Below are 18,041 nucleotides of genomic sequence, written 5' to 3'. Positions count from 1 at the left end.
GTTTGGTGTAGCGCCATGGCGTGGCTGACGTTGACCGCGGCGGCCATCTCGGCGACCGCAGACGCTTGGGCGTCGACCCACCACAGTTCGCGTTGCCCGGCGGGCAGCCCGGTGCGGCGGGCGAACATCTCGGCCAGCACCGCCAGCTTGCGGGCACACGCGGCGTTCTCCGCGCGCGCCCACCCCCCGGCGGCCTCGGCCAGCGCGGCATCATCCAGCGCCGCCAGGCCGGCGATCTCAGGCAACGAACCATCGAACATAGGTTCGAACCTACCCAGAGCCCCCGACCTAGATCGCCGTCAAGGCACCCGTGAAACCTCGGCCTGTGGATCAACTCCCAACTGTGGATAACTTGCGGATTTCCGCAGGAAAAGAGCGCCGTGGGAAGATGGCAGGCGTGTTGCGATGGACCACTGCTGGTGAATCCCACGGCCGCGCGTTGGTGGCCGTTGTCGAGGGCATGGTCGCCGGGGTCGAGGTCACGTCCGGCGAAATTGCCGGAGAGCTCGGCCGCCGCAGGCTGGGCTACGGCCGCGGCGCACGGATGAAGTTCGAGCAGGACCAGGTCACGATGCTCGCCGGAGTGCGGCACGGCGTGACGCTCGGCGGCCCGGTCGCCATCGAGATCGGCAACACGGAATGGCCGAAGTGGGAAACCGTGATGGCGCCCGACCCGGTCGACCCCACCGAGCTGGCGAACGTCGCCCGAAACGAGCCGCTCACCCGCCCGCGGCCGGGCCACGCCGATTACGCAGGCATGCTCAAGTACGGCTTCGACGACGCCCGGCCGGTGCTGGAACGCGCCAGCGCCCGCGAGACGGCGGCCCGTGTGGCGGCCGGAACCATCGCGCGGGCGTTCCTGAGGCAGGCGCTTGGCATCGAGGTGCTATCGCACGTCATCTCCATCGGTGCGTCGGCGCCCTACGACGGCCCGCCGCCGCTGGCCTCCGATCTGGCTGCCATCGATGCCAGTCCGGTGCGCGCATTCGACAAGGACGCCGAGACCAGAATGATCGCCGAGATCGAGGCCGCCAAGGCGGACGGAGACACGCTCGGCGGGATCGTCGAGGTCGTGGCGAATGGGCTGCCGATCGGTCTCGGCTCGTTCACCAGCGGTGACAACCGCCTCGACAGCCAGCTGGCAGGTGCGGTCATGGGCATCCAGGCGATCAAGGGCGTCGAGATCGGCGACGGCTTCGAAACCGCGCGCAGGCGCGGCAGCGTCGCCCACGACGAGATGTACCCCGGGCCGGGCGGCGTGATGCGCTCGACGAACCGGGCGGGTGGCCTTGAAGGTGGCATGACCAACGGCCAGCCGCTGCGCGTACGGGCGGCGATGAAGCCGATCTCGACGGTGCCGAGAGCACTGGCCACCGTCGACATGGCCACCGGCGACGAGGCCGTCGCCATCCACCAGCGATCCGACGTGTGCGCGGTGCCCGCAGCCGGAGTCGTGGTCGAGACCATGGTGGCGCTGGTGCTGGCCAGGGCCGCGTTGGAGAAGTTCGGCGGCGACTCACTCGGCGAGACCAGGGCCAACCTCGAGACGTATCTGCGTTCCGTGGCTGCCAGGGAACCGGCTCAACGGGCGCAGGCATCGGGCTGATGGCGCCTAAGGCGGTGTTGATCGGGCTGCCCGGGTCGGGCAAGTCTACGATCGGGCGACGGCTGGCCAAGGCGCTGGGCGTTGTTTTGTTGGACACCGACACGGCGATCGAGCAGACCACCGGCCGCACCATTTCCGACATCTTTTCCAACGACGGCGAGCAGGAGTTTCGCCGCATCGAGGAGGAAGTCGTTCGCGAGGCATTGGGATCCCACGACGGCGTACTATCGCTGGGCGGCGGGGCGATCACCAGTCCTGGTGTGCGCGAAGCACTTTCCGGGCACACGGTGATCTACCTCGAGATCGGTGCCTCCGAGGGCATCCGCCGCACCGGTGGAACGACGGTGCGCCCATTGCTGGCCGGTGGGGATCGCGCGGAGAAGTTTCGGGCATTGATGTCCCAACGCGTGCCGCTGTATCGGCGGGCGGCGACAATTCGCGTCAACACCAATCGCCGCAACCCCGGTGCGGTCGTGCGCTACATCGTGTCCCGTCTGGAGAACCCGGGCGGGGAGGACACCGCGAGCAAAACCAAACCGCGACGGCGCCGACGCCCGTCGTGGCGGCGCACACCAGTGTCGTTGACACCGAGCCCATCTGAGGCGACCACCCCCGCCAGCCCAGCCGACGTGGCCCGCCGCGCCGAGGCCCGCCATGACTGATTCCGTCACGGTCGAGGTGAGGACCGACCCGCCTTATCCTGTCGTCATCGGGACCGGCTTGATGGGGGAGTTGGGCGGCGTCCTGGAGGGCAGGCACAAGGTCGCGATTTTGCACCAGCCGGTGCTGGCGCAGACGGCGGAAGCGATCCGTGACCACTTGTCGGGCAAGGGCGTCGACGCGCATCGCATCGAGATTCCGGATGCCGAGGCGGGCAAGGAGCTGCCGGTCGTCGGCTTTATCTGGGAAGTGTTGGGCCGCATCGGTGTTGGCCGCAAGGACGCCGTCGTCAGCCTCGGCGGGGGAGCGGCCACCGATGTCGCGGGATTCGCCGCCGCCACCTGGCTGCGCGGAATCGACATCGTGCATGTGCCGACGACGTTGCTCGGGATGGTGGACGCCGCCGTCGGCGGGAAGACCGGCATCAACACCGAGGCGGGCAAGAACCTCGTCGGCGCATTCCACCAGCCCGCTGCGGTACTCGTCGACCTCGCAACGCTGGAAACGTTGCCGCGCAACGAGATCGTCGCGGGCATGGCCGAGATCGTGAAGGCAGGCTTCATCGCCGACCCGGTGATCCTTGACTTGATCGAAACCGACCCCGAAGCGGCGTTGGACCCCAAGGGCAAGGTGCTGCCGGAACTGATCCGCCGCGCGGTGGTGGTCAAGGCCGAGGTGGTCGCCGCCGACGAGAAGGAATCGCAGCTGCGCGAGATCCTGAACTACGGCCACACGCTGGCGCATGCCATCGAACGCCGCGAGCGCTACCAATGGCGACACGGCGCCGCCGTCTCGGTGGGGCTGGTGTTCGCGGCAGAGTTGGGCCGGCTGGCAGGCCGTCTCGACGACGGAACCGCCGACCGGCACCGAGCGATCCTGCGCTCACTGGGCCTTCCGGTCAGCTATGACGCAGACGCCCTCCCTGCGCTGATCGAATCCATGGCCGGCGACAAGAAGACCCGTTCTGGAGTACTGCGCTTCGTCGTCCTTGACGGGCTGGCAAAACCGGGACGGCTGGAAGGCCCGGATCCGGCGCTGCTGGCTGCGGCGTACGCGGAGGTGGCGCGACCGTGAACGTCGTCAACGGTCCGAACCGAACTCCGCACCCCGTTGATCGAAGCGCACTCGTCGGACTCGGTGTTCAGGGTCGTCTGCTCGCGCTGTGCTACCTCGCAACGCTGGGCTGACGCTTCTCGGTGCTGGCCACCGAATTGCAGATCGCCGTCGACACCACCGTGGGCAGAACAGCGGTGAGGAACAGCACGAACATGACGGCCCCGGCATTGGGTACCGTCAACCAGTCCTTCGGGAAGCGGGCGAGGCTGACGACCAGCCACGAGGCAACGATGGCGAGGACGACGATCCCGATTGTTGCGATCCTCAGAGAGCGCAGCGCAAGATGCGTTGGTTCCTCGGTGTCGGCCAACGACTTTCGCAATGAGCCGGTGCGCAGATAAACCAGCACGAAGTCGACGACGATGACGCACGCTGCGGTGGTTGTGACAACCGCGACCAACCAGAATTCTGGCCTGCGCCCGAACATGAAGTGCAGATAGTCGATCGAGGTCTCCGACAGGATCAGCGTCGTCGTCATCGCCGCCGCGAATGTCAGCCAGCCGCCGAGATCGGCCAGGAGACTGTAGGAGGGGATGTCGGCGGGGTCCGACCGCACTGACTGGTTGACGGCGTGGCTGGCGAGCATCCAACCAAGGCCACCGAAAAGGGCGGTCGTACCGGCGGCGAGCATTCCGGTGGAGACCGCACCCTGCGTCCAGGTGATCGCGCAGATGCCGGTTCGATCACCATCGGTGGGCACCTGGCTACCGGTCATCATGCTGAAAATGAAACTGTCCAGCATCAGTATCAACACCGCGGAGGAGAACAACGCCAGCGTGTGCACGCCCTCGCGGCTCTTCCTGTCGAACAGCAGCGCGATCGCGGTGATCAGGAATCCGCCGAGGACCCCGGCGAGTTGGGAGTACGCCGATGCCGAGGTGAGCGGACTCCAGCTGTCGGACGTACAGAACTCGTCCGGGTTCATCGCGCGTACGACGCGGCGTGCGGCGCTGGACTAGACCTGTTCCTGGCGCCGCTCGGTCGGTGTCTCATCGGCGGGCTCGTCCGGGTGCCGAACAGCGGCGAACACGTCGGTGTCTGCGCGGTCCTCGCCCGCGGCGAGGCCGTGGTGCTGACGGGGAGCGTCGTCGGCATGCCGGTCGATGAGCCAGTGCCCGATCGCGACCCCGGCGATCGCGGCGAGGAACGTCAGCAGCGCGGTGAACGCCGCGAACGTCGTCAGTTCGTTGATGAGCCCCCCAACATAGAGGCCCTTGTAGAACAGCGAGATCAGCCACGCGATCGCGCCGCTGACGATTCCGGCGAACAGGCCGGCCAGCAGCCACCTCATCGCCAGGTCGTCGCGGCGGTCGGGGTCGGGGTTGGCCCGCGCGTCCGAACGGCCGTCGAGGTACCCCCAGACGAACACCGCGATCGCGAAGAGGACGACGAGGGTGACGCTGATCAATCCCGCCTTGGTCTCCCACGCGTTGATCCCAGCGCCCTGCACCAGTCGGATGAAGATCATCAGGGCGGCGAACACCAGTCCGCGCAGCAACCACTTGCTCATGGGGCATCACCTTAGCGAGTAGCGTCAAGACCTGTGACAATATCCCAGCGTCGCGACCGGCTACGGCAGCGGCTGAAGTCTGACGGGCTGGACGCCATGTTGGTAACGCGCCTGGTCAACGTGCGTTATTTGTCCGGATTCACCGGTTCGAACGCGGCGCTGCTGATTCGCGCGGACGACGACACTCCGGTGCTGGCCACCGACGGGCGGTATCGCACCCAGGCCGCGCAGCAGGTCCCCGACGCCGAAATCGTGATCGAGCGAGCCTGCGGGCCCTACCTGACCGGGCGGGCCGCGGCAGACGGTGCGCGGCGGCTCGGCTTCGAGAGCCACGTCGTGACCGTCGAAGGGTTCGACGGGCTCGCCAAGGAGGCGCGCGACACCGAGCTGGTCCGCGCTGCGGGCACCGTCGAAGCACTGCGGGAAGTCAAGGACGCGGGCGAGGTTGCGCTTTTGCGGCTGGCCTGTGAGGCGGCCGACGCCGCGCTGGCCGATCTTGTCGAAGGCGGCGGCCTTCGGCCAGGGCGCACCGAGCGCGAGGTGGGCCGCCAGCTGGAGTCGTTGATGCTGGATCACGGCGCGGACGGGGTCTCCTTCGAGACCATCGTGGCGACCGGCGTCAACTCCGCCATTCCGCACCACCGGCCGACCGACGCGGTCCTTGCGGCGGGTGATTTCGTCAAGATCGACTTCGGTGCGCTGGTGTGTGGATACCACTCGGATATGACGCGCACCTTCGTGCTTGCCCCCGCCGCGCAGTGGCAGCTCGACCTCTACGAACTGGTCGCCGCCGCCCAGCGGGCGGGACGGGAGGCGGTGGAACCCGGTGTCGCGCTGCGTGACGTGGACGCCGCGTCGCGGCGGGTGATCGCCGATGCCGGATACGCCGACAACTTCACCCATGGCCTCGGACACGGCGTCGGTCTCGAGATCCACGAAGCGCCGGGAATCAGCGCGTCAGCCGCCGGTACACTGCTTGCTGGCTCCGCGGTGACCGTGGAGCCCGGTGTCTACTTGCCCGATCGCGGCGGTGTCCGCATCGAGGACACGCTAGTGGTGTGCGAGGCGGAGCCGCCTGGCCGGCGGCATCAGACATCAGACCTGCTTACCCAGTTCCCCAAGGAACTGACCATTCTCAGTTGAGAGACTAGGAGTAGTACCGCCGTGGCATCGACCGCCGACTTCAAGAACGGGCTCGTCCTGAACATCGATGGGCAGCTGTGGACCATCATCGAGTTCCAGCACGTGAAGCCCGGCAAGGGCCCCGCGTTCGTCCGCACCAAGCTGAAGAACGTGCTGTCGGGCAAGGTCGTCGACAAGACATACAACGCCGGGGTGAAGGTCGAGACCGCGACCGTCGACCGCCGCGACACCACATATCTGTACAAGGACGGGTCGGACTACGTCTTCATGGACAGCCAGGACTACGAGCAGCACCACCTGCCGGAGTCGCTGGTCGGCGACGACGCGCGCTTTCTGCTGGAGAGCCTTCCGGTGCAGGTGGCCTTCCACAACGGCACCGCGCTCTACATCGAGCTGCCCGTCACCGTGGAGCTCGAGGTCACCCACACCGAGCCCGGGCTGCAGGGCGACCGGTCCAGTGCAGGCACCAAGCCGGCGACGGTGGAGACCGGCGCCGAGATCCAGGTGCCGTTGTTCATCAACACCGGCGACAAGCTCAAGGTCGATTCCCGCGACGGCAGCTATCTCGGCCGAGTGAATTGACCACCCGGAAGCCGGACAGGGGTCGGCATCAGGCGCGCAAGCGAGCCGTCGACCTGCTGTTCGAGGCGGAGGCCCGCGGCATAACGCCTGCCGAAGCCGCCGAATCGCGAGAGGCGTTGGCGCAGACACAATCCGACGTGTCGGCGTTGAACCCGTACACGGTGACGGTGGCCCGGGGTGTGACGCAGCACGCCGCGCACATCGACGACCTCATCTCGACGCATCTGCAGGGCTGGACACTGGAACGCCTACCCGCCGTGGACAGGGCGATCCTGCGCGTCGCGGTGTGGGAACTGCTACACGCCGACGACGTCCCAGAACCGGTCGCCGTCGACGAGGCCGTCGAACTGGCGAAGCACCTTTCCACCGATGATTCGCCGGGGTTCGTCAACGGCTTGCTTGGCCAGGTGATGTTGGTGACGCCGCAGATTCGGGCCGCCTCCGCTGCCATTCGGGGCGGATCAGAGACTTCCTGAGTAGATCGGCCTCCATCGCGCCCTTAGGCTTGCGCGATGGCCACACCGCAGGATTGGGCGCCCTACTACGGCCTCGAGGACGCCGCGAAGGTCTACCTGCGGGATCCGGTTGTCGCGCTTGACCAACTGCGAGGCATCGTCGACTTTCCGTCCATTCAGTCGTTCTTCATGTCGAGGAGGCTGACCGAGGAGTCGTGGGGCGAGGCGCTCGCGCAAGAGGTGGTGCTGACCGACGGCCGCAGGTTGGTCATGTGGCGCGCCGACGACGAGATGTCGATGGGCGAAGAGCATCAGCGTCAGGTGCTCAACGCATCGGTTCGGACGATCCTGCTTTCGACGATCACCGATCACATCCTGACGACGGAATTCGATGTCCTTGGCGACGGCACCCGGCGCCTGTCGGAGGTCCGACTGCGGATGTACACCCAACTCGTCACGCGAAGCCACCAGAAGTCCGCCACCGACACCGACTACTTCTGCGAGTCCTTCCGCTTCGACAAGTCGGTCGACAACGGCGGGCTGGCACAGATGGAGCGGCTGCTGCAGTTCGGCAGGGTGCTGTCGCGCTGCATGTAGCTCACGCTGTCGAGTAGTCCGGCAGCTCAATCGAATCCGCGACGGTGAACCACAGCTTGGCCGCGATCGGCCGGAACGGCCAGCGCTGCATCCACTTCATCACCGCGATGTTGATCGAGATATCGGAGGCCGAGTTCGGTGCAAACCGGTCGACACGGTTGGGGATGTCCTGACACTTGTCGACATAGGGACGCATCTTGGTTTGATACCGCTGCAGAGCGTCTTGGATCTGTTGGGCGTCAAAGGAATCCGCGTGCCCGAGTTCACCCGCGAGTAGGTAGGCACCCACGAGGGCCAGGCTGGTGCCCATACCGCTGAGCGGTGAGGCGCAGTAGCCGGCGTCACCGACGAGTACGACGCGGCCGGAGACCCATGCGGGCATGTCCACCTGGAGGAAGGAGTCGAAGTAGAAGTCGTCGGCCTGCTGCGCGGCGGTCAACAGCGCGTCGCATTGCCACCCCGCGCCGGCGAATCGATCGACCAGTAATTGCCGCTGCTGATCGAGGTCGTGTCGGTCGTATTCGATCGGCCCTGAGGCAAACGCCAGTCCCGCCTTGGCCATTGCGGGATCATGCGTTGGCCGCATGGATGCGTTGAGGCCGCCGGGCGCCATGTACATGAGGTACCAGCCGTCCAAGCCGACGTGGTCGGGTGCGCTGAACCATGCGTTGTATCCGCCGAGCGGTGTGACGAACCGTTCTTCAGGCCCGAACGCCATGCCGCGTACCGCGGAGTGCGGGCCGTCGGCGCCGACGACGAGATCAGCGCGCAGCTTCGTGTTGTCGGCGAGGGTGACTTCGACGCCGTCATCGTCTTGGTGCAGTGCCGAAATCCGGGTGTTGAAGCGGTATTCGACGGTCTCTTTGGTGGCTTGGTAGAGGACGTCGACGAGGTCGCCGCGCAGGATCTCGAGTTTGGACACCAGGCCGTTGCCGTCGAACGCGGTCACCGGCATTTCGGCGCGGCGGCTTCCGTCGGAGCTCACCCAGCCGACGCCGCGTTGCACGAGGGCGTGCGCACGCATCTGTGGCATCAGACCCATGCGTTCGACGACGTCGCCACCCGCACCGCGGAGGTCCACGGTCTGGCCGCCTGCTCGGATGCCCTTGGCGATTTCGACCACGATCACGCGGTAGCCGTTCTTGCTGAGCCACAGGGCCAGCGCAGGTCCGGCGATGCCTGCGCCGCTGATCAACACGGTCGGTTGTGCCACGGGCCCTAGCCTTTCTCGGACTAGATCTGCAGCGCCTGGTAGGTACGCCGGACGAATTTCGGTTGCACGCCTTGCAGTTTGGCCAGCGAGGTGTTGCCAGCAACCGCCTCCCCGGCATCGGCGGACATGTCCGGGTGGTTCTGAATCAGGTAAAGCAGAATGAGGTCCGCCGACGGGTCGGCCAGCCACCATGTCCCGTACGCACCCGGCCAGGTGAACGCGCCCTTACCGCCAGGGCCGAACAACTGCCGCGACTTCGCCGGATCGGTGACGACCGAAAGGTTCAGGCCAAACCCGCGACCGATCCAGTAGGGCATGCCAAGGAAGGGATATTGCCGTTGCTGATCGGTCAGCCGGTCGGTGCGCATCGTTCGGCAGGATTTCTCGGACAGCACCCGCACTCCGTCGACCGCTCCGCCCGCGAGCAGCATCCGAATGAAGCGCAGATAGTCGTCGGCCGTCGACCACAGGCCTGCCCCGCCACTGCACAGCGGTGGATCGGTGATGGGTGCCGGGCCCATCGAGTTGTGGTGCAGTGAGCCATCTCCGCCCAGTTGGTACATCGTCGCGGCGCGCTGCCGCCCGGTCGGGCCGACGCTGAAGCCGGTGTCGGGCATGCCGAGCGGGCCGAAGATGCGCTCGGACAAGACTTGGGACAGCGGCTTGTCCTCGATCCGCGATAGCGCGATGCCGAGCACATCGGTCGAGACGCCGTACGTCAGCCGCGCGCCGGGCTGATGCGCCAGCGGCAGCGCGGCGAGGTCGGCCAGCCACCCGTCCTGGTCCTGGCGGTGCGACAGCTTGCCGTATGCCCGGGCCAGCCGCCCCGGCACCGAGAACGCGTAGGCGAACCCGCTGCGGTGGGTCATCAAGTCGTCGACGGTGAGCGGCCGCTCGGCAGGGACGGTGTCCTCCAGCGAGCCGTGGATATCGGCGAGCACCCGCGGTTCGGACAACTCGGGTAGCCACTTCGCGACCGGATCGGTCAGGCCGAGCCTGCCCTCATCGACCAGCGTCATCGCGGCGGCCACGACCACCGGCTTGGTCATCGACGCAATGCGGAACATGGTGTCGCGCTGCATCGGCAGGCGGGCCTCGACGTCGCGATAGCCCAGCTCGTTGACCTGCAATACCTCGCCGGCCTGCCACACCAGCGTGACCGCACCCGCCAACAGACCCGCATCGATCGCCTCGGAAATGGATGCGCGGTTGCTCTCGAGGTTCACCGGCGCCAGGTTACCCAGCGCCTCCGGTGTCGCTGACGGCCACTTCCGCAACTGGTGCTAAGCTCCCCGCAGTTCGACGTCCTTTAACGATCCGTCCAGAGAGGCGGAGAAGGAGGTCAGGGCCCTTGGGCGCCACCGACTCTTCAGACACCGACCGTGAATTGATGTCCGCGGCGGACGTCGGTCGGACCGTTTCCCGCATCGCTCACGAAATCATCGAGAAGACCGCTCTCGGCGGTCCCGACGCGCCGAGCGTCATCCTGCTCGGCATCCCCACCCGCGGTGTTGCGCTGGCCGCCCGGCTCGCCGAGAAGATTCGGGAGTTCGCAGGCGTCGACGTCCAGCACGGCGCCCTCGACATCACGCTCTATCGCGACGACCTCAACTCCAAGCCGCCAAGGCCCCTCGAGGAAACCTCGATCCCCGACAGCGGCATCGACGGCACGGTGGTCGTGCTCGTCGACGACGTGTTGTATTCGGGCCGCACCGTGCGTGCCGCGCTCGACGCGCTGCGCGATGTGGGCCGGCCGCGCGCAGTGCAGCTCGCCGTGTTCGTCGACCGCGGCCACCGCGAATTTCCGCTTCGGGCGGATTACGTCGGCAAGAATGTGCCGACCTCGCGCACCGACAACATCAAGGTGCGGCTGACCGAGCATGACGGCCACGACGGCGTGACGATCGCATCGCACGGGGGTCCCGTCCGATGAGCGCTTGCGCGAGGAGAAGAGGGCACCGATGAGTCCACGACATCTGCTCTCGGCGTCGGACCTGACGCGAGGCGAGGCGACCGCGATCCTCGACGATGCCGACCGATTCGCCGAGTCGCTGCTGGGCCGCGAGGTCAAGAAGCTGCCGACGCTGCGCGGTCGCACGATCATCACGATGTTCTACGAGAACTCCACCCGCACCAGGGTGTCGTTCGAGGTGGCGGGCAAATGGATGAGCGGCGACGTCATCAACGTCAGCTCGTCGGGGTCGTCGGTCGCCAAGGGGGAGTCGCTGCGGGACACCGCGCTCACGCTGCGCGCCGCCGGCGCCGACGCGCTGATCATCCGCCATCCGGCATCCGGGGCCGCACAACAGCTCGCGGAGTGGACCGCCACCGAGGGCGGCGGGCCGTCGGTGATCAATGCGGGCGACGGCACCCACGAACATCCCACCCAGGCCCTGCTCGACGCGCTGACCATTCGCCAGCGCCTCGGCGGCATCGAGGGCAAGCGCGTGGTCATCGTCGGCGACGTCCTGCACAGCCGGGTGGCACGCTCGAACGTCCTGCTCCTGCACACGCTGGGCGCCGAGGTGGTGCTGGTGGCGCCACCGACGCTGCTGCCGGTCGGAGTGTCGGGCTGGCCTGTCACCGTCTCCCACGACCTCGACGCCGAGTTGCCCGTCGCCGATGCGGTGTTGATGCTGCGGGTCCAGGCCGAGCGGATGACGGGCGGATTCTTCCCGTCGGCCAGGGAGTACTCCGTGCGCTACGGGCTGTCGGAGAAGCGTCAGGCGCTGCTGCCCGGCAACGCGGTAGTGCTCCACCCCGGACCGATGCTGCGCGGTATGGAGATCTCGTCCTCTGTCGCCGATTCATCGCAATCGGCTGTACTGCAACAGGTTTCAAACGGTGTGCATATCAGGATGGCGGTGCTGTTCCACCTGCTGGTTGGCGCAGAGCTGGAAGTGAGCGCATGAGGGTGTTGATTCGTGGGGTCCGGCCGTACGGCGAGGGTGACCCGGTCGACGTGCTGGTCGACGACGGCCAGATCAGCGACATCGGGACAGAGCTGACAATTCCGGACGACGCCGATGTCGTCGACGCCACGGGTCAGGTTCTGCTGCCCGGCTTCGTCGACCTGCACACGCACCTGCGCGAGCCTGGACGCGAATACGCCGAAGACATCGAAACCGGCTCGGCTGCAGCGGCTTTGGGTGGCTACACCGCAGTGTTCGCGATGGCCAACACCAACCCGGTCGCCGACAGCCCCGTGGTCACCGACCACGTGTGGCACCGCGGCCAGCAGGTCGGGCTGGTCGACGTGCATCCCGTCGGTGCGGTCACCATGGGTCTGGCCGGAACTCAGTTGACCGAGATGGGGCTGATGGCCGCGGGTGCCGCCCAGGTCCGGATGTTCTCCGACGACGGCATCTGCGTCCACGACCCGCTGGTTATGCGTCGCGCCCTCGAGTACGCCACCGGGTTGGGTGTGCTGATCGCCCAGCACGCCGAGGAACCGCGGTTGACGGTCGGCGCTGTCGCGCACGAAGGCCCGAACGCCGCCCGACTCGGTCTTTCCGGCTGGCCGCGCGCCGCCGAGGAGTCCATCGTGGCCCGCGACGCGCTGCTGGCCCGCGATGCGGGCGCGCGGGTGCACATCTGTCACGCCTCGACCGCAGGCACGGTCGAGCTCATCAGATGGGCGAAAGAACAGGGCATTTCGATCACCGCCGAGGTGACGCCGCATCACCTCCTGCTCGACGACGACCGGCTGGCCACCTACGACGGCCGCAACCGCGTCACCCCGCCGCTGCGGGAGGCCAGCGATGCCGAGGCGCTGCGTCAGGCACTCGTCGACGGCGTCATCGACTGCGTGGCCACCGACCACGCCCCGCACGCCGAGCACGAGAAGATGTGCGAGTTCGCCAACGCAAGGCCCGGCATGCTGGGCCTGGAGACGGCGCTGTCCGTGGTCGTCGAGACGATGGTCCGCCCGGGGCTGTTCACCTGGCGCGACGTCGCGCGGGTGATGAGCGAGAACCCGGCCCGCATCGTCGGGCTTCCCGATCAGGGCAGGCCGCTGGAGGTCGGGGAGCCCGCCAACCTGACCGTCGTCGACCCCGACGCGACGTGGACCGTGGCCGGCGCCGAGCTGGCCAGCCGCTCCGACAACACCCCCTACGAGTCGATGACGCTGCCCGGCGCCGTGACGTTGACACTCCTTCGGGGCAAGGTCACCGCGCGGGATGGAAAATCTCCCGCATGAACACCGGCACGCTTGTTGGGTCGCTGATCGTCGCCGCCGTGCTCGTGGTGGTGATCGGGTTGGTGGTCCAGGCGATCGTGCGTGGATGGCGGCACCGCGCCGAACGGCAGACGGCGCTGATCGGGACGCTGCCGCCGATACCGGACACCGTCGGGCCCGTCATCGTGCCCGCGATGACGGGCCTGTATGTCGGCAGCACGCTGGCGCCCAGCTGGCAGGATCGCATCGCCGTCGGTGACCTCGGCTACCGGACCAAGGCCGTCTTGACCCGCTATCCCGAGGGCATCATGCTGCAGCGCAGCGGCGGCCACCCGATCTGGATCCCCGACGAGTCGATCACCGCGATCCGCACCGAACGCGGCATCGCCGGCAAGGCGCTTACTCATCAGGGCATCCTGGCGATCAGGTGGCGGTTGCCGTCGGGCACTGAGATCGATACCGGCTTCCGCGGCGCGAACCGCGCGGATTACACGCAATGGGTAGGGGAGGAGGCGGCGTGAGCGGTAAGGCACTGCTCGTCCTCGATGACGGCAGGATCTTCACGGGGACACCGTTCGGGGCACTCGGTGAGACGCTCGGCGAGGCGGTGTTCTCCACCGGCATGTCGGGCTACCAGGAGACGCTGACCGATCCCAGCTATCACCGCCAGATCGTGATCGCCACCGCCCCGCAGATCGGCAACACCGGCTGGAATCACGAGGATGCGGAGAGCCGTGGCGACAAGATCTGGGTCGCAGGCTATGCCGTGCGTGACCCATCGCCGAGGGCGTCGAACTGGCGGGCCACCGGAACATTGGAGGACGAACTCGTCAGGCAGGGTGTCGTCGGGATCGCGGGCATCGACACCCGCGCGGTGGTTCGTCATCTGCGCAGCCTGGGTTCGATGAAGGCGGGGGTGTTCAGTGGAGCCGCGTTGGCAGTCCCCGACGAGCTGCTCGACCGGGTCCGCAGCCAGCCGTCGATGCTGGGTGCCGACCTGGCTGGTCAAGTCAGCACCGACGATACATACGTCGTCGAAACCAAAGGGCCGCAACGGTTCACCGTCGCCGCGATCGATCTGGGCATCAAGACCAACACGCCGCGCAACTTCGCCGGACGCGGCATTCGCAGCCACGTGCTGCCGTCCTCGGTGACCTTCGATGAGATCGCCGACCTCAGGCCCGACGGCGTCTTCCTGTCCAACGGACCGGGAGACCCCGCGACCGCAGACCACATCGTCGGCGTCACCCGTGAAGTGCTCGGAGCTGGAATCCCGTTGTTCGGCATCTGTTTCGGCAACCAGATCCTGGGCCGCGCCCTCGGCCGCTCGACATACAAGATGGTGTTCGGGCATCGCGGCATCAACGTGCCGGTCATCGACCACACCACCCGACGGGTCGCCATCACCGCGCAGAACCACGGCTTCGCGCTGGAAGGCGAGGCGGGTGAGCAATTCGACACCCCGTTCGGTACCGCAGAGGTGAGCCACACCTGCGCCAACGACGGAGTGGTCGAAGGCATCCGACTCGTCGACGGGCGAGCATTCTCGGTGCAGTACCACCCGGAGGCCGCGGCGGGCCCGCACGATGCCGAGTACCTGTTCGACCAGTTCGTCGACCTGATGGCGGGGGAGAACTGATGCCGAAACGGGCTGACCTGAACCACGTGCTGGTGATCGGCTCAGGACCGATCATCATCGGGCAGGCGTGCGAGTTCGACTACTCCGGCACACAGGCCTGCCGGGTACTTCGCGCCGAGGGGCTGCAGGTCAGCCTCGTGAACTCCAACCCCGCGACGATCATGACCGACCCCGAGTTCGCCGACAACACCTACGTCGAACCGATCACCCCTGCGTTCGTCGAACGGGTCATCGCGCAACAGGCCGAGCGCGGCAACAAGATCGACGCCCTGCTCGCCACTCTCGGCGGGCAGACCGCGCTGAACACCGCGGTGGCGCTGTACGAGAACGGTGTGCTCGACCGCTACGGTGTCGAACTCATCGGCGCCGACTTCGAGGCGATCCAGCGCGGCGAGGACAGGCAGCGGTTCAAGGACATCGTCGCCAAGGTCGGCGGTGAATCCGCGAAGTCGCGGGTGTGTTTCACCATGGACGAGGTTCGCGAGACCGTTACCGAACTGGGCCTGCCCGTGGTGGTCCGCCCGTCGTTCACGATGGGCGGGCTCGGCTCGGGCATGGCGTACTCGGCCGAGGACGTCGAGAGGATGGCCGGCGACGGCCTCACCGCATCCCCGTCGGCCAACGTGCTGATCGAGGAATCCATCTACGGCTGGAAGGAATTCGAGCTCGAGCTGATGCGCGACGGCCGCGACAACGTCGTGGTGGTCTGCTCGATCGAGAACTTCGATCCGATGGGCGTGCACACCGGCGACTCGGTGACCGTCGCCCCGGCGATGACGCTCACCGACCGCGAATACCAGCGGATGCGCGACCTCGGCATCGCCGTGCTTCGCGAGGTCGGCGTCGACACCGGCGGCTGCAACATCCAGTTCGCGATCAACCCCGCCGACGGCAGGCTGGTCGTCATCGAGATGAACCCGCGGGTGTCGCGGTCATCGGCGCTGGCGTCCAAGGCGACCGGATTTCCGATCGCCAAGATCGCCGCCAAGCTGGCCATCGGCTACACCCTCGACGAGATCCTCAACGACATCACCAAGGAAACCCCGGCCTGTTTCGAACCCACGCTGGACTACGTCGTCGTCAAGGCGCCGCGGTTCGCGTTCGAGAAGTTCCCCGGCGCCGATCAAACGCTGACCACCACGATGAAGTCCGTCGGCGAGGCGATGTCGTTGGGCCGCAACTTCATCGAGGCGCTCGGCAAGGTGATGCGGTCGCTGGAAACCGGTCGTGCCGGGTTCTGGACCGGCCCCGACCCCGACGTGAGCGCCCAAGAGCTGCTGGATCGGCTCAAGACCCCGACCGACGGTCGGCTCTACGATATGGAGCTGGCGCTTCGGCTCGGCGCGAGCGTTGACGAGGTCGCCGCAGCTTCCGGCGTCGACCCATGGTTCGTGGCGCAGATCAACGGGCTGGTGGCGCTGCGAAACGAACTGCTCGATGCGCCCGTGCTCGACGAGGAGCTGCTGAGGCGCAGCAAGCACAGCGGCCTTTCGGACCGCCAGATCGCGGCGCTGCGGCCGGAGCTGGCAGGTGAGGTCGGCGTCAGGGTGTTGCGGCAGCGGCTGGGCATCCACCCCGTTTACAAGACTGTCGACACCTGCGCGGCCGAGTTCGAGGCCAAGACGCCGTACCACTACAGCAGCTACGAGCTCGATCCGGCCGCAGAAACCGAGGTCGCGCCGCAGACCGAGAAACCCAAGGTGCTCATCTTGGGATCGGGACCCAACCGGATCGGCCAGGGCATCGAATTCGACTACAGCTGTGTGCACGCCGCGACCACACTGAGCGACGCCGGTTTCGAGACCGTGATGGTCAACTGCAACCCCGAGACCGTGTCGACGGACTACGACACCGCCGACCGGTTGTACTTCGAGCCACTGACCTTCGAGGACGTCCTCGAGGTGTTTCACGCCGAATCAGCTTCCGGGGCAGGCGGTCCCGGTGTTGCCGGTGTCATCGTGCAGCTCGGCGGGCAGACGCCGCTCGGCTTGGCCGAGCGCTTGGAGAAGGCGGGCGTGCCGATCGTCGGCACTAGCCCGAAGGCCATCGACCTCGCCGAGGACCGTGGCGCATTCGGCGAAGTGCTCAATATCGCTGGACTGCCCGCGCCGAGGTTCGGCACCGCGACCAGTTTCGAGCAGGCCCGCCGCATCGCCGCCGACATCGGTTACCCCGTGCTGGTCCGGCCGTCGTACGTGCTGGGTGGGCGCGGCATGGAGATCGTGTACGACGAGGACACCCTGCAGGGGTACATCACCCGCGCCACCGAACTATCCCCCGAGCATCCCGTGCTCGTCGACCGCTTTCTCGAGGACGCCATCGAGATCGACGTCGACGCGCTGTGCGACGGCAAAGAGGTGTACATCGGCGGAATCATGGAGCACATCGAGGAGGCCGGTATCCACTCCGGCGACTCGGCGTGCGCGCTGCCCCCTGTCACGTTGGGCCGCAGCGATATCGAGTCGGTACGCAAGGCCACCGAGGGCATCGCGCACGGCATCGGTGTCGTCGGCCTGCTCAACGTGCAGTACGCGCTCAAAGACGATGTGCTCTACGTGCTGGAAGCCAACCCGAGGGCAAGCCGCACCGTGCCGTTCGTGTCCAAGGCCACCGCGGTGCCGCTGGCCAAGGCATGCGCCCGAATCATGCTGGGCGCCAGCATCTCCCAGCTTCGCGATGAGGGCGTGCTCGTCGCGACCGGAGACGGGGCCACCACACCGCGCAACGCGCCGGTAGCGGTCAAGGAGGCGGTGTTGCCGTTCCACCGCTTCCGCAAGGCCGACGGCTCGAACATCGACTCGCTGCTCGGCCCGGAGATGAAGTCGACCGGCGAGGTGATGGGGATCGACCACGACTTCGGCAGCGCCTTCGCCAAGAGCCAGACCGCCGCCTATGGTTCGCTGCCGACGGAGGGCACTATTTTCGTGTCGGTCGCCAACCGAGACAAGCGGTCGCTGGTCTTCCCCGTCAAGCGACTCGCCGATCTCGGATTCCGCGTGCTGGCCACTAGCGGGACCGCGGAAATGCTGCGGCGCAACGGAATTCCATGCGACGAGGTCCGCAAACACTTCGAGGCACCCGCAGAAGGAAGGCCGGCCATTTCGGCCGTCGACGCCATCAAGGCAGGCGATATCGACATGGTGATCAATACGCCGTACGGCAATTCCGGGCCCCGCATCGACGGCTACGAGATCCGGTCGGCCGCCGTGGCGATGAACATCCCATGCGTGACCACGGTGCAGGGCGCCTCCGCGGCGGTGCAGGGCATCGAGGCGGGCATCCGAGGCGACATCGGCGTGATGTCGCTGCAAGAGCTGCACAGCGCGCTGGAGCGCTAGGG

Annotated in this window: 17 protein-coding genes and 1 pseudogene; 13 read left to right on the top strand and 5 right to left on the bottom strand. The window is 67.0% G+C overall.

Features of this window, described 5'->3' with window-relative positions; translation table 11 throughout:
• Positions 1-260: pseudogene (locus D6M19_RS32775) on the bottom strand (HNH endonuclease signature motif containing protein); the annotation flags it as partial.
• Positions 261-397: 137 nt separating this feature from the next.
• Between D6M19_RS32775 and aroC the strand changes: the two are divergent.
• Genes aroC through aroB form a run of 3 tightly spaced genes read left to right on the top strand, consistent with a single transcriptional unit; the run spans position 398 to position 3,340 of the window.
• Entirely contained in the window at positions 398-1,606 is a 1,209-nt protein-coding gene (aroC, locus tag D6M19_RS32770; RefSeq protein WP_123029466.1) for a chorismate synthase, read from the top strand.
• A complete protein-coding gene (locus tag D6M19_RS32765) occupies positions 1,606-2,268 on the top strand; it encodes a shikimate kinase (RefSeq protein ID WP_123029463.1) in 663 nt (220 codons plus the stop codon). Before aroC ends, D6M19_RS32765 begins: the two co-directional genes overlap by 1 nt.
• Positions 2,261-3,340 carry a 3-dehydroquinate synthase gene (gene aroB / locus D6M19_RS32760; protein WP_123029462.1) on the top strand — a complete coding sequence of 360 codons (1,080 nt, stop codon included), beginning with the start codon at positions 2,261-2,263 and terminating at the stop codon, positions 3,338-3,340. Before D6M19_RS32765 ends, aroB begins: the two co-directional genes overlap by 8 nt.
• A gap of 91 nt (positions 3,341-3,431) precedes the next feature.
• Here the strand turns inward: aroB and D6M19_RS32755 are convergent, their stop codons facing one another.
• Together D6M19_RS32755 and D6M19_RS32750 are read right to left on the bottom strand one after the other, a co-directional pair.
• Positions 3,432-4,307: a hypothetical protein gene (locus D6M19_RS32755; RefSeq protein ID WP_123029461.1), complete on the bottom strand. Its 876-nt coding sequence runs from the start codon at positions 4,305-4,307 to the stop codon at positions 3,432-3,434.
• A 30-nt stretch (positions 4,308-4,337) separates the two neighbouring features.
• Positions 4,338-4,892, bottom strand: coding sequence for a B-4DMT family transporter (locus tag D6M19_RS32750; protein ID WP_123029460.1), 555 nt, complete (start codon positions 4,890-4,892; stop codon positions 4,338-4,340).
• A gap of 33 nt (positions 4,893-4,925) precedes the next feature.
• On the opposite strand from D6M19_RS32750, the gene D6M19_RS32745 reads away from it, so the two are divergent.
• From D6M19_RS32745 to D6M19_RS32730, 4 genes are read left to right on the top strand one after another with little or no spacing between them, the layout of a single operon-like run.
• Positions 4,926-6,035 carry a M24 family metallopeptidase gene (locus tag D6M19_RS32745; RefSeq protein ID WP_123029459.1) on the top strand — a complete coding sequence of 370 codons (1,110 nt, stop codon included), beginning with the start codon at positions 4,926-4,928 and terminating at the stop codon, positions 6,033-6,035.
• Positions 6,036-6,056: 21 nt separating this feature from the next.
• Complete coding sequence (gene efp, locus D6M19_RS32740) at positions 6,057-6,617, top strand: elongation factor P (RefSeq protein ID WP_123029458.1); 561 nt, start codon at positions 6,057-6,059, stop codon at positions 6,615-6,617.
• Positions 6,614-7,093: a transcription antitermination factor NusB gene (gene nusB, locus D6M19_RS32735; RefSeq protein ID WP_123029457.1), complete on the top strand. Its 480-nt coding sequence runs from the start codon at positions 6,614-6,616 to the stop codon at positions 7,091-7,093. The genes efp and nusB overlap by 4 nt, the downstream gene beginning before the upstream one ends.
• Positions 7,094-7,129: 36 nt before the next feature.
• Positions 7,130-7,669, top strand: coding sequence for a hypothetical protein (locus D6M19_RS32730; RefSeq protein WP_123029456.1), 540 nt, complete (start codon positions 7,130-7,132; stop codon positions 7,667-7,669).
• 1 nt (position 7,670) lies between these two features.
• On the opposite strand, the gene D6M19_RS32725 is transcribed toward D6M19_RS32730, so the two are convergent.
• Positions 7,671-8,882 carry an FAD-dependent monooxygenase gene (locus tag D6M19_RS32725; protein WP_123029455.1) on the bottom strand — a complete coding sequence of 404 codons (1,212 nt, stop codon included), beginning with the start codon at positions 8,880-8,882 and terminating at the stop codon, positions 7,671-7,673.
• A 20-nt stretch (positions 8,883-8,902) separates the two neighbouring features.
• Entirely contained in the window at positions 8,903-10,108 is a 1,206-nt protein-coding gene (locus tag D6M19_RS32720; RefSeq protein ID WP_123029465.1) for a serine hydrolase domain-containing protein, read from the bottom strand.
• A 125-nt stretch (positions 10,109-10,233) separates the two neighbouring features.
• Here D6M19_RS32720 and pyrR point away from each other — a divergent pair, with 125 nt between their 5' ends.
• Genes pyrR through carB form a run of 6 tightly spaced genes read left to right on the top strand, consistent with a single transcriptional unit; the run spans position 10,234 to position 18,039 of the window.
• Positions 10,234-10,815, top strand: coding sequence for a bifunctional pyr operon transcriptional regulator/uracil phosphoribosyltransferase PyrR (gene pyrR, locus D6M19_RS32715; RefSeq protein ID WP_123029454.1), 582 nt, complete (start codon positions 10,234-10,236; stop codon positions 10,813-10,815).
• A 28-nt stretch (positions 10,816-10,843) separates the two neighbouring features.
• On the top strand, positions 10,844-11,794 hold the full coding sequence (locus tag D6M19_RS32710) for an aspartate carbamoyltransferase catalytic subunit (RefSeq protein ID WP_123029453.1): 951 nt from the start codon (positions 10,844-10,846) through the stop codon (positions 11,792-11,794).
• Positions 11,791-13,083 carry a dihydroorotase gene (locus tag D6M19_RS32705; protein ID WP_123029452.1) on the top strand — a complete coding sequence of 431 codons (1,293 nt, stop codon included), beginning with the start codon at positions 11,791-11,793 and terminating at the stop codon, positions 13,081-13,083. The genes D6M19_RS32710 and D6M19_RS32705 overlap by 4 nt, the downstream gene beginning before the upstream one ends.
• Positions 13,080-13,583 (top strand): PH-like domain-containing protein, encoded by a 504-nt coding sequence (locus D6M19_RS32700; protein WP_123029451.1) that lies wholly within the window; start codon positions 13,080-13,082, stop codon positions 13,581-13,583. Before D6M19_RS32705 ends, D6M19_RS32700 begins: the two co-directional genes overlap by 4 nt.
• Positions 13,580-14,701, top strand: coding sequence for a glutamine-hydrolyzing carbamoyl-phosphate synthase small subunit (gene carA, locus D6M19_RS32695; protein WP_206428699.1), 1,122 nt, complete (start codon positions 13,580-13,582; stop codon positions 14,699-14,701). Before D6M19_RS32700 ends, carA begins: the two co-directional genes overlap by 4 nt.
• Positions 14,701-18,039, top strand: a complete 3,339-nt coding sequence (gene carB / locus D6M19_RS32690) for a carbamoyl-phosphate synthase large subunit (RefSeq protein WP_123029449.1) — start codon at positions 14,701-14,703, stop codon at positions 18,037-18,039. The genes carA and carB overlap by 1 nt, the downstream gene beginning before the upstream one ends.
• Positions 18,040-18,041: the final 2 nt, after the last annotated feature.

This window comes from Mycolicibacterium stellerae, from assembly GCF_003719305.1.
Lineage (GTDB): Bacteria > Actinomycetota > Actinomycetes > Mycobacteriales > Mycobacteriaceae > Mycobacterium > Mycobacterium stellerae.
The sequence above is the reverse complement of the archived record's forward strand: the minus strand, read 5'-3'. Positions and strand labels throughout refer to the sequence as shown.

Excerpts from the sequence above, each read along its gene's own strand:
- D6M19_RS32765 (WP_123029463.1), top strand. The coding sequence starts at position 1,606 with ATGGCGCCTAAGGCGGTGTTGATCGGGCTGCCCGGGTCGGGCAAGTCT.
- aroB (WP_123029462.1), top strand. The coding sequence starts at position 2,261 with ATGACTGATTCCGTCACGGTCGAGGTGAGGACCGACCCGCCTTATCCT.
- D6M19_RS32755 (WP_123029461.1), bottom strand. The coding sequence starts at position 4,307 with ATGAACCCGGACGAGTTCTGTACGTCCGACAGCTGGAGTCCGCTCACC.
- D6M19_RS32750 (WP_123029460.1), bottom strand. The coding sequence starts at position 4,892 with ATGAGCAAGTGGTTGCTGCGCGGACTGGTGTTCGCCGCCCTGATGATC.
- D6M19_RS32730 (WP_123029456.1), top strand. The coding sequence starts at position 7,130 with ATGGCCACACCGCAGGATTGGGCGCCCTACTACGGCCTCGAGGACGCC.
- D6M19_RS32710 (WP_123029453.1), top strand. The coding sequence starts at position 10,844 with ATGAGTCCACGACATCTGCTCTCGGCGTCGGACCTGACGCGAGGCGAG.
- D6M19_RS32705 (WP_123029452.1), top strand. The coding sequence starts at position 11,791 with ATGAGGGTGTTGATTCGTGGGGTCCGGCCGTACGGCGAGGGTGACCCG.
- D6M19_RS32700 (WP_123029451.1), top strand. The coding sequence starts at position 13,080 with ATGAACACCGGCACGCTTGTTGGGTCGCTGATCGTCGCCGCCGTGCTC.
- carB (WP_123029449.1), top strand. The coding sequence starts at position 14,701 with ATGCCGAAACGGGCTGACCTGAACCACGTGCTGGTGATCGGCTCAGGA.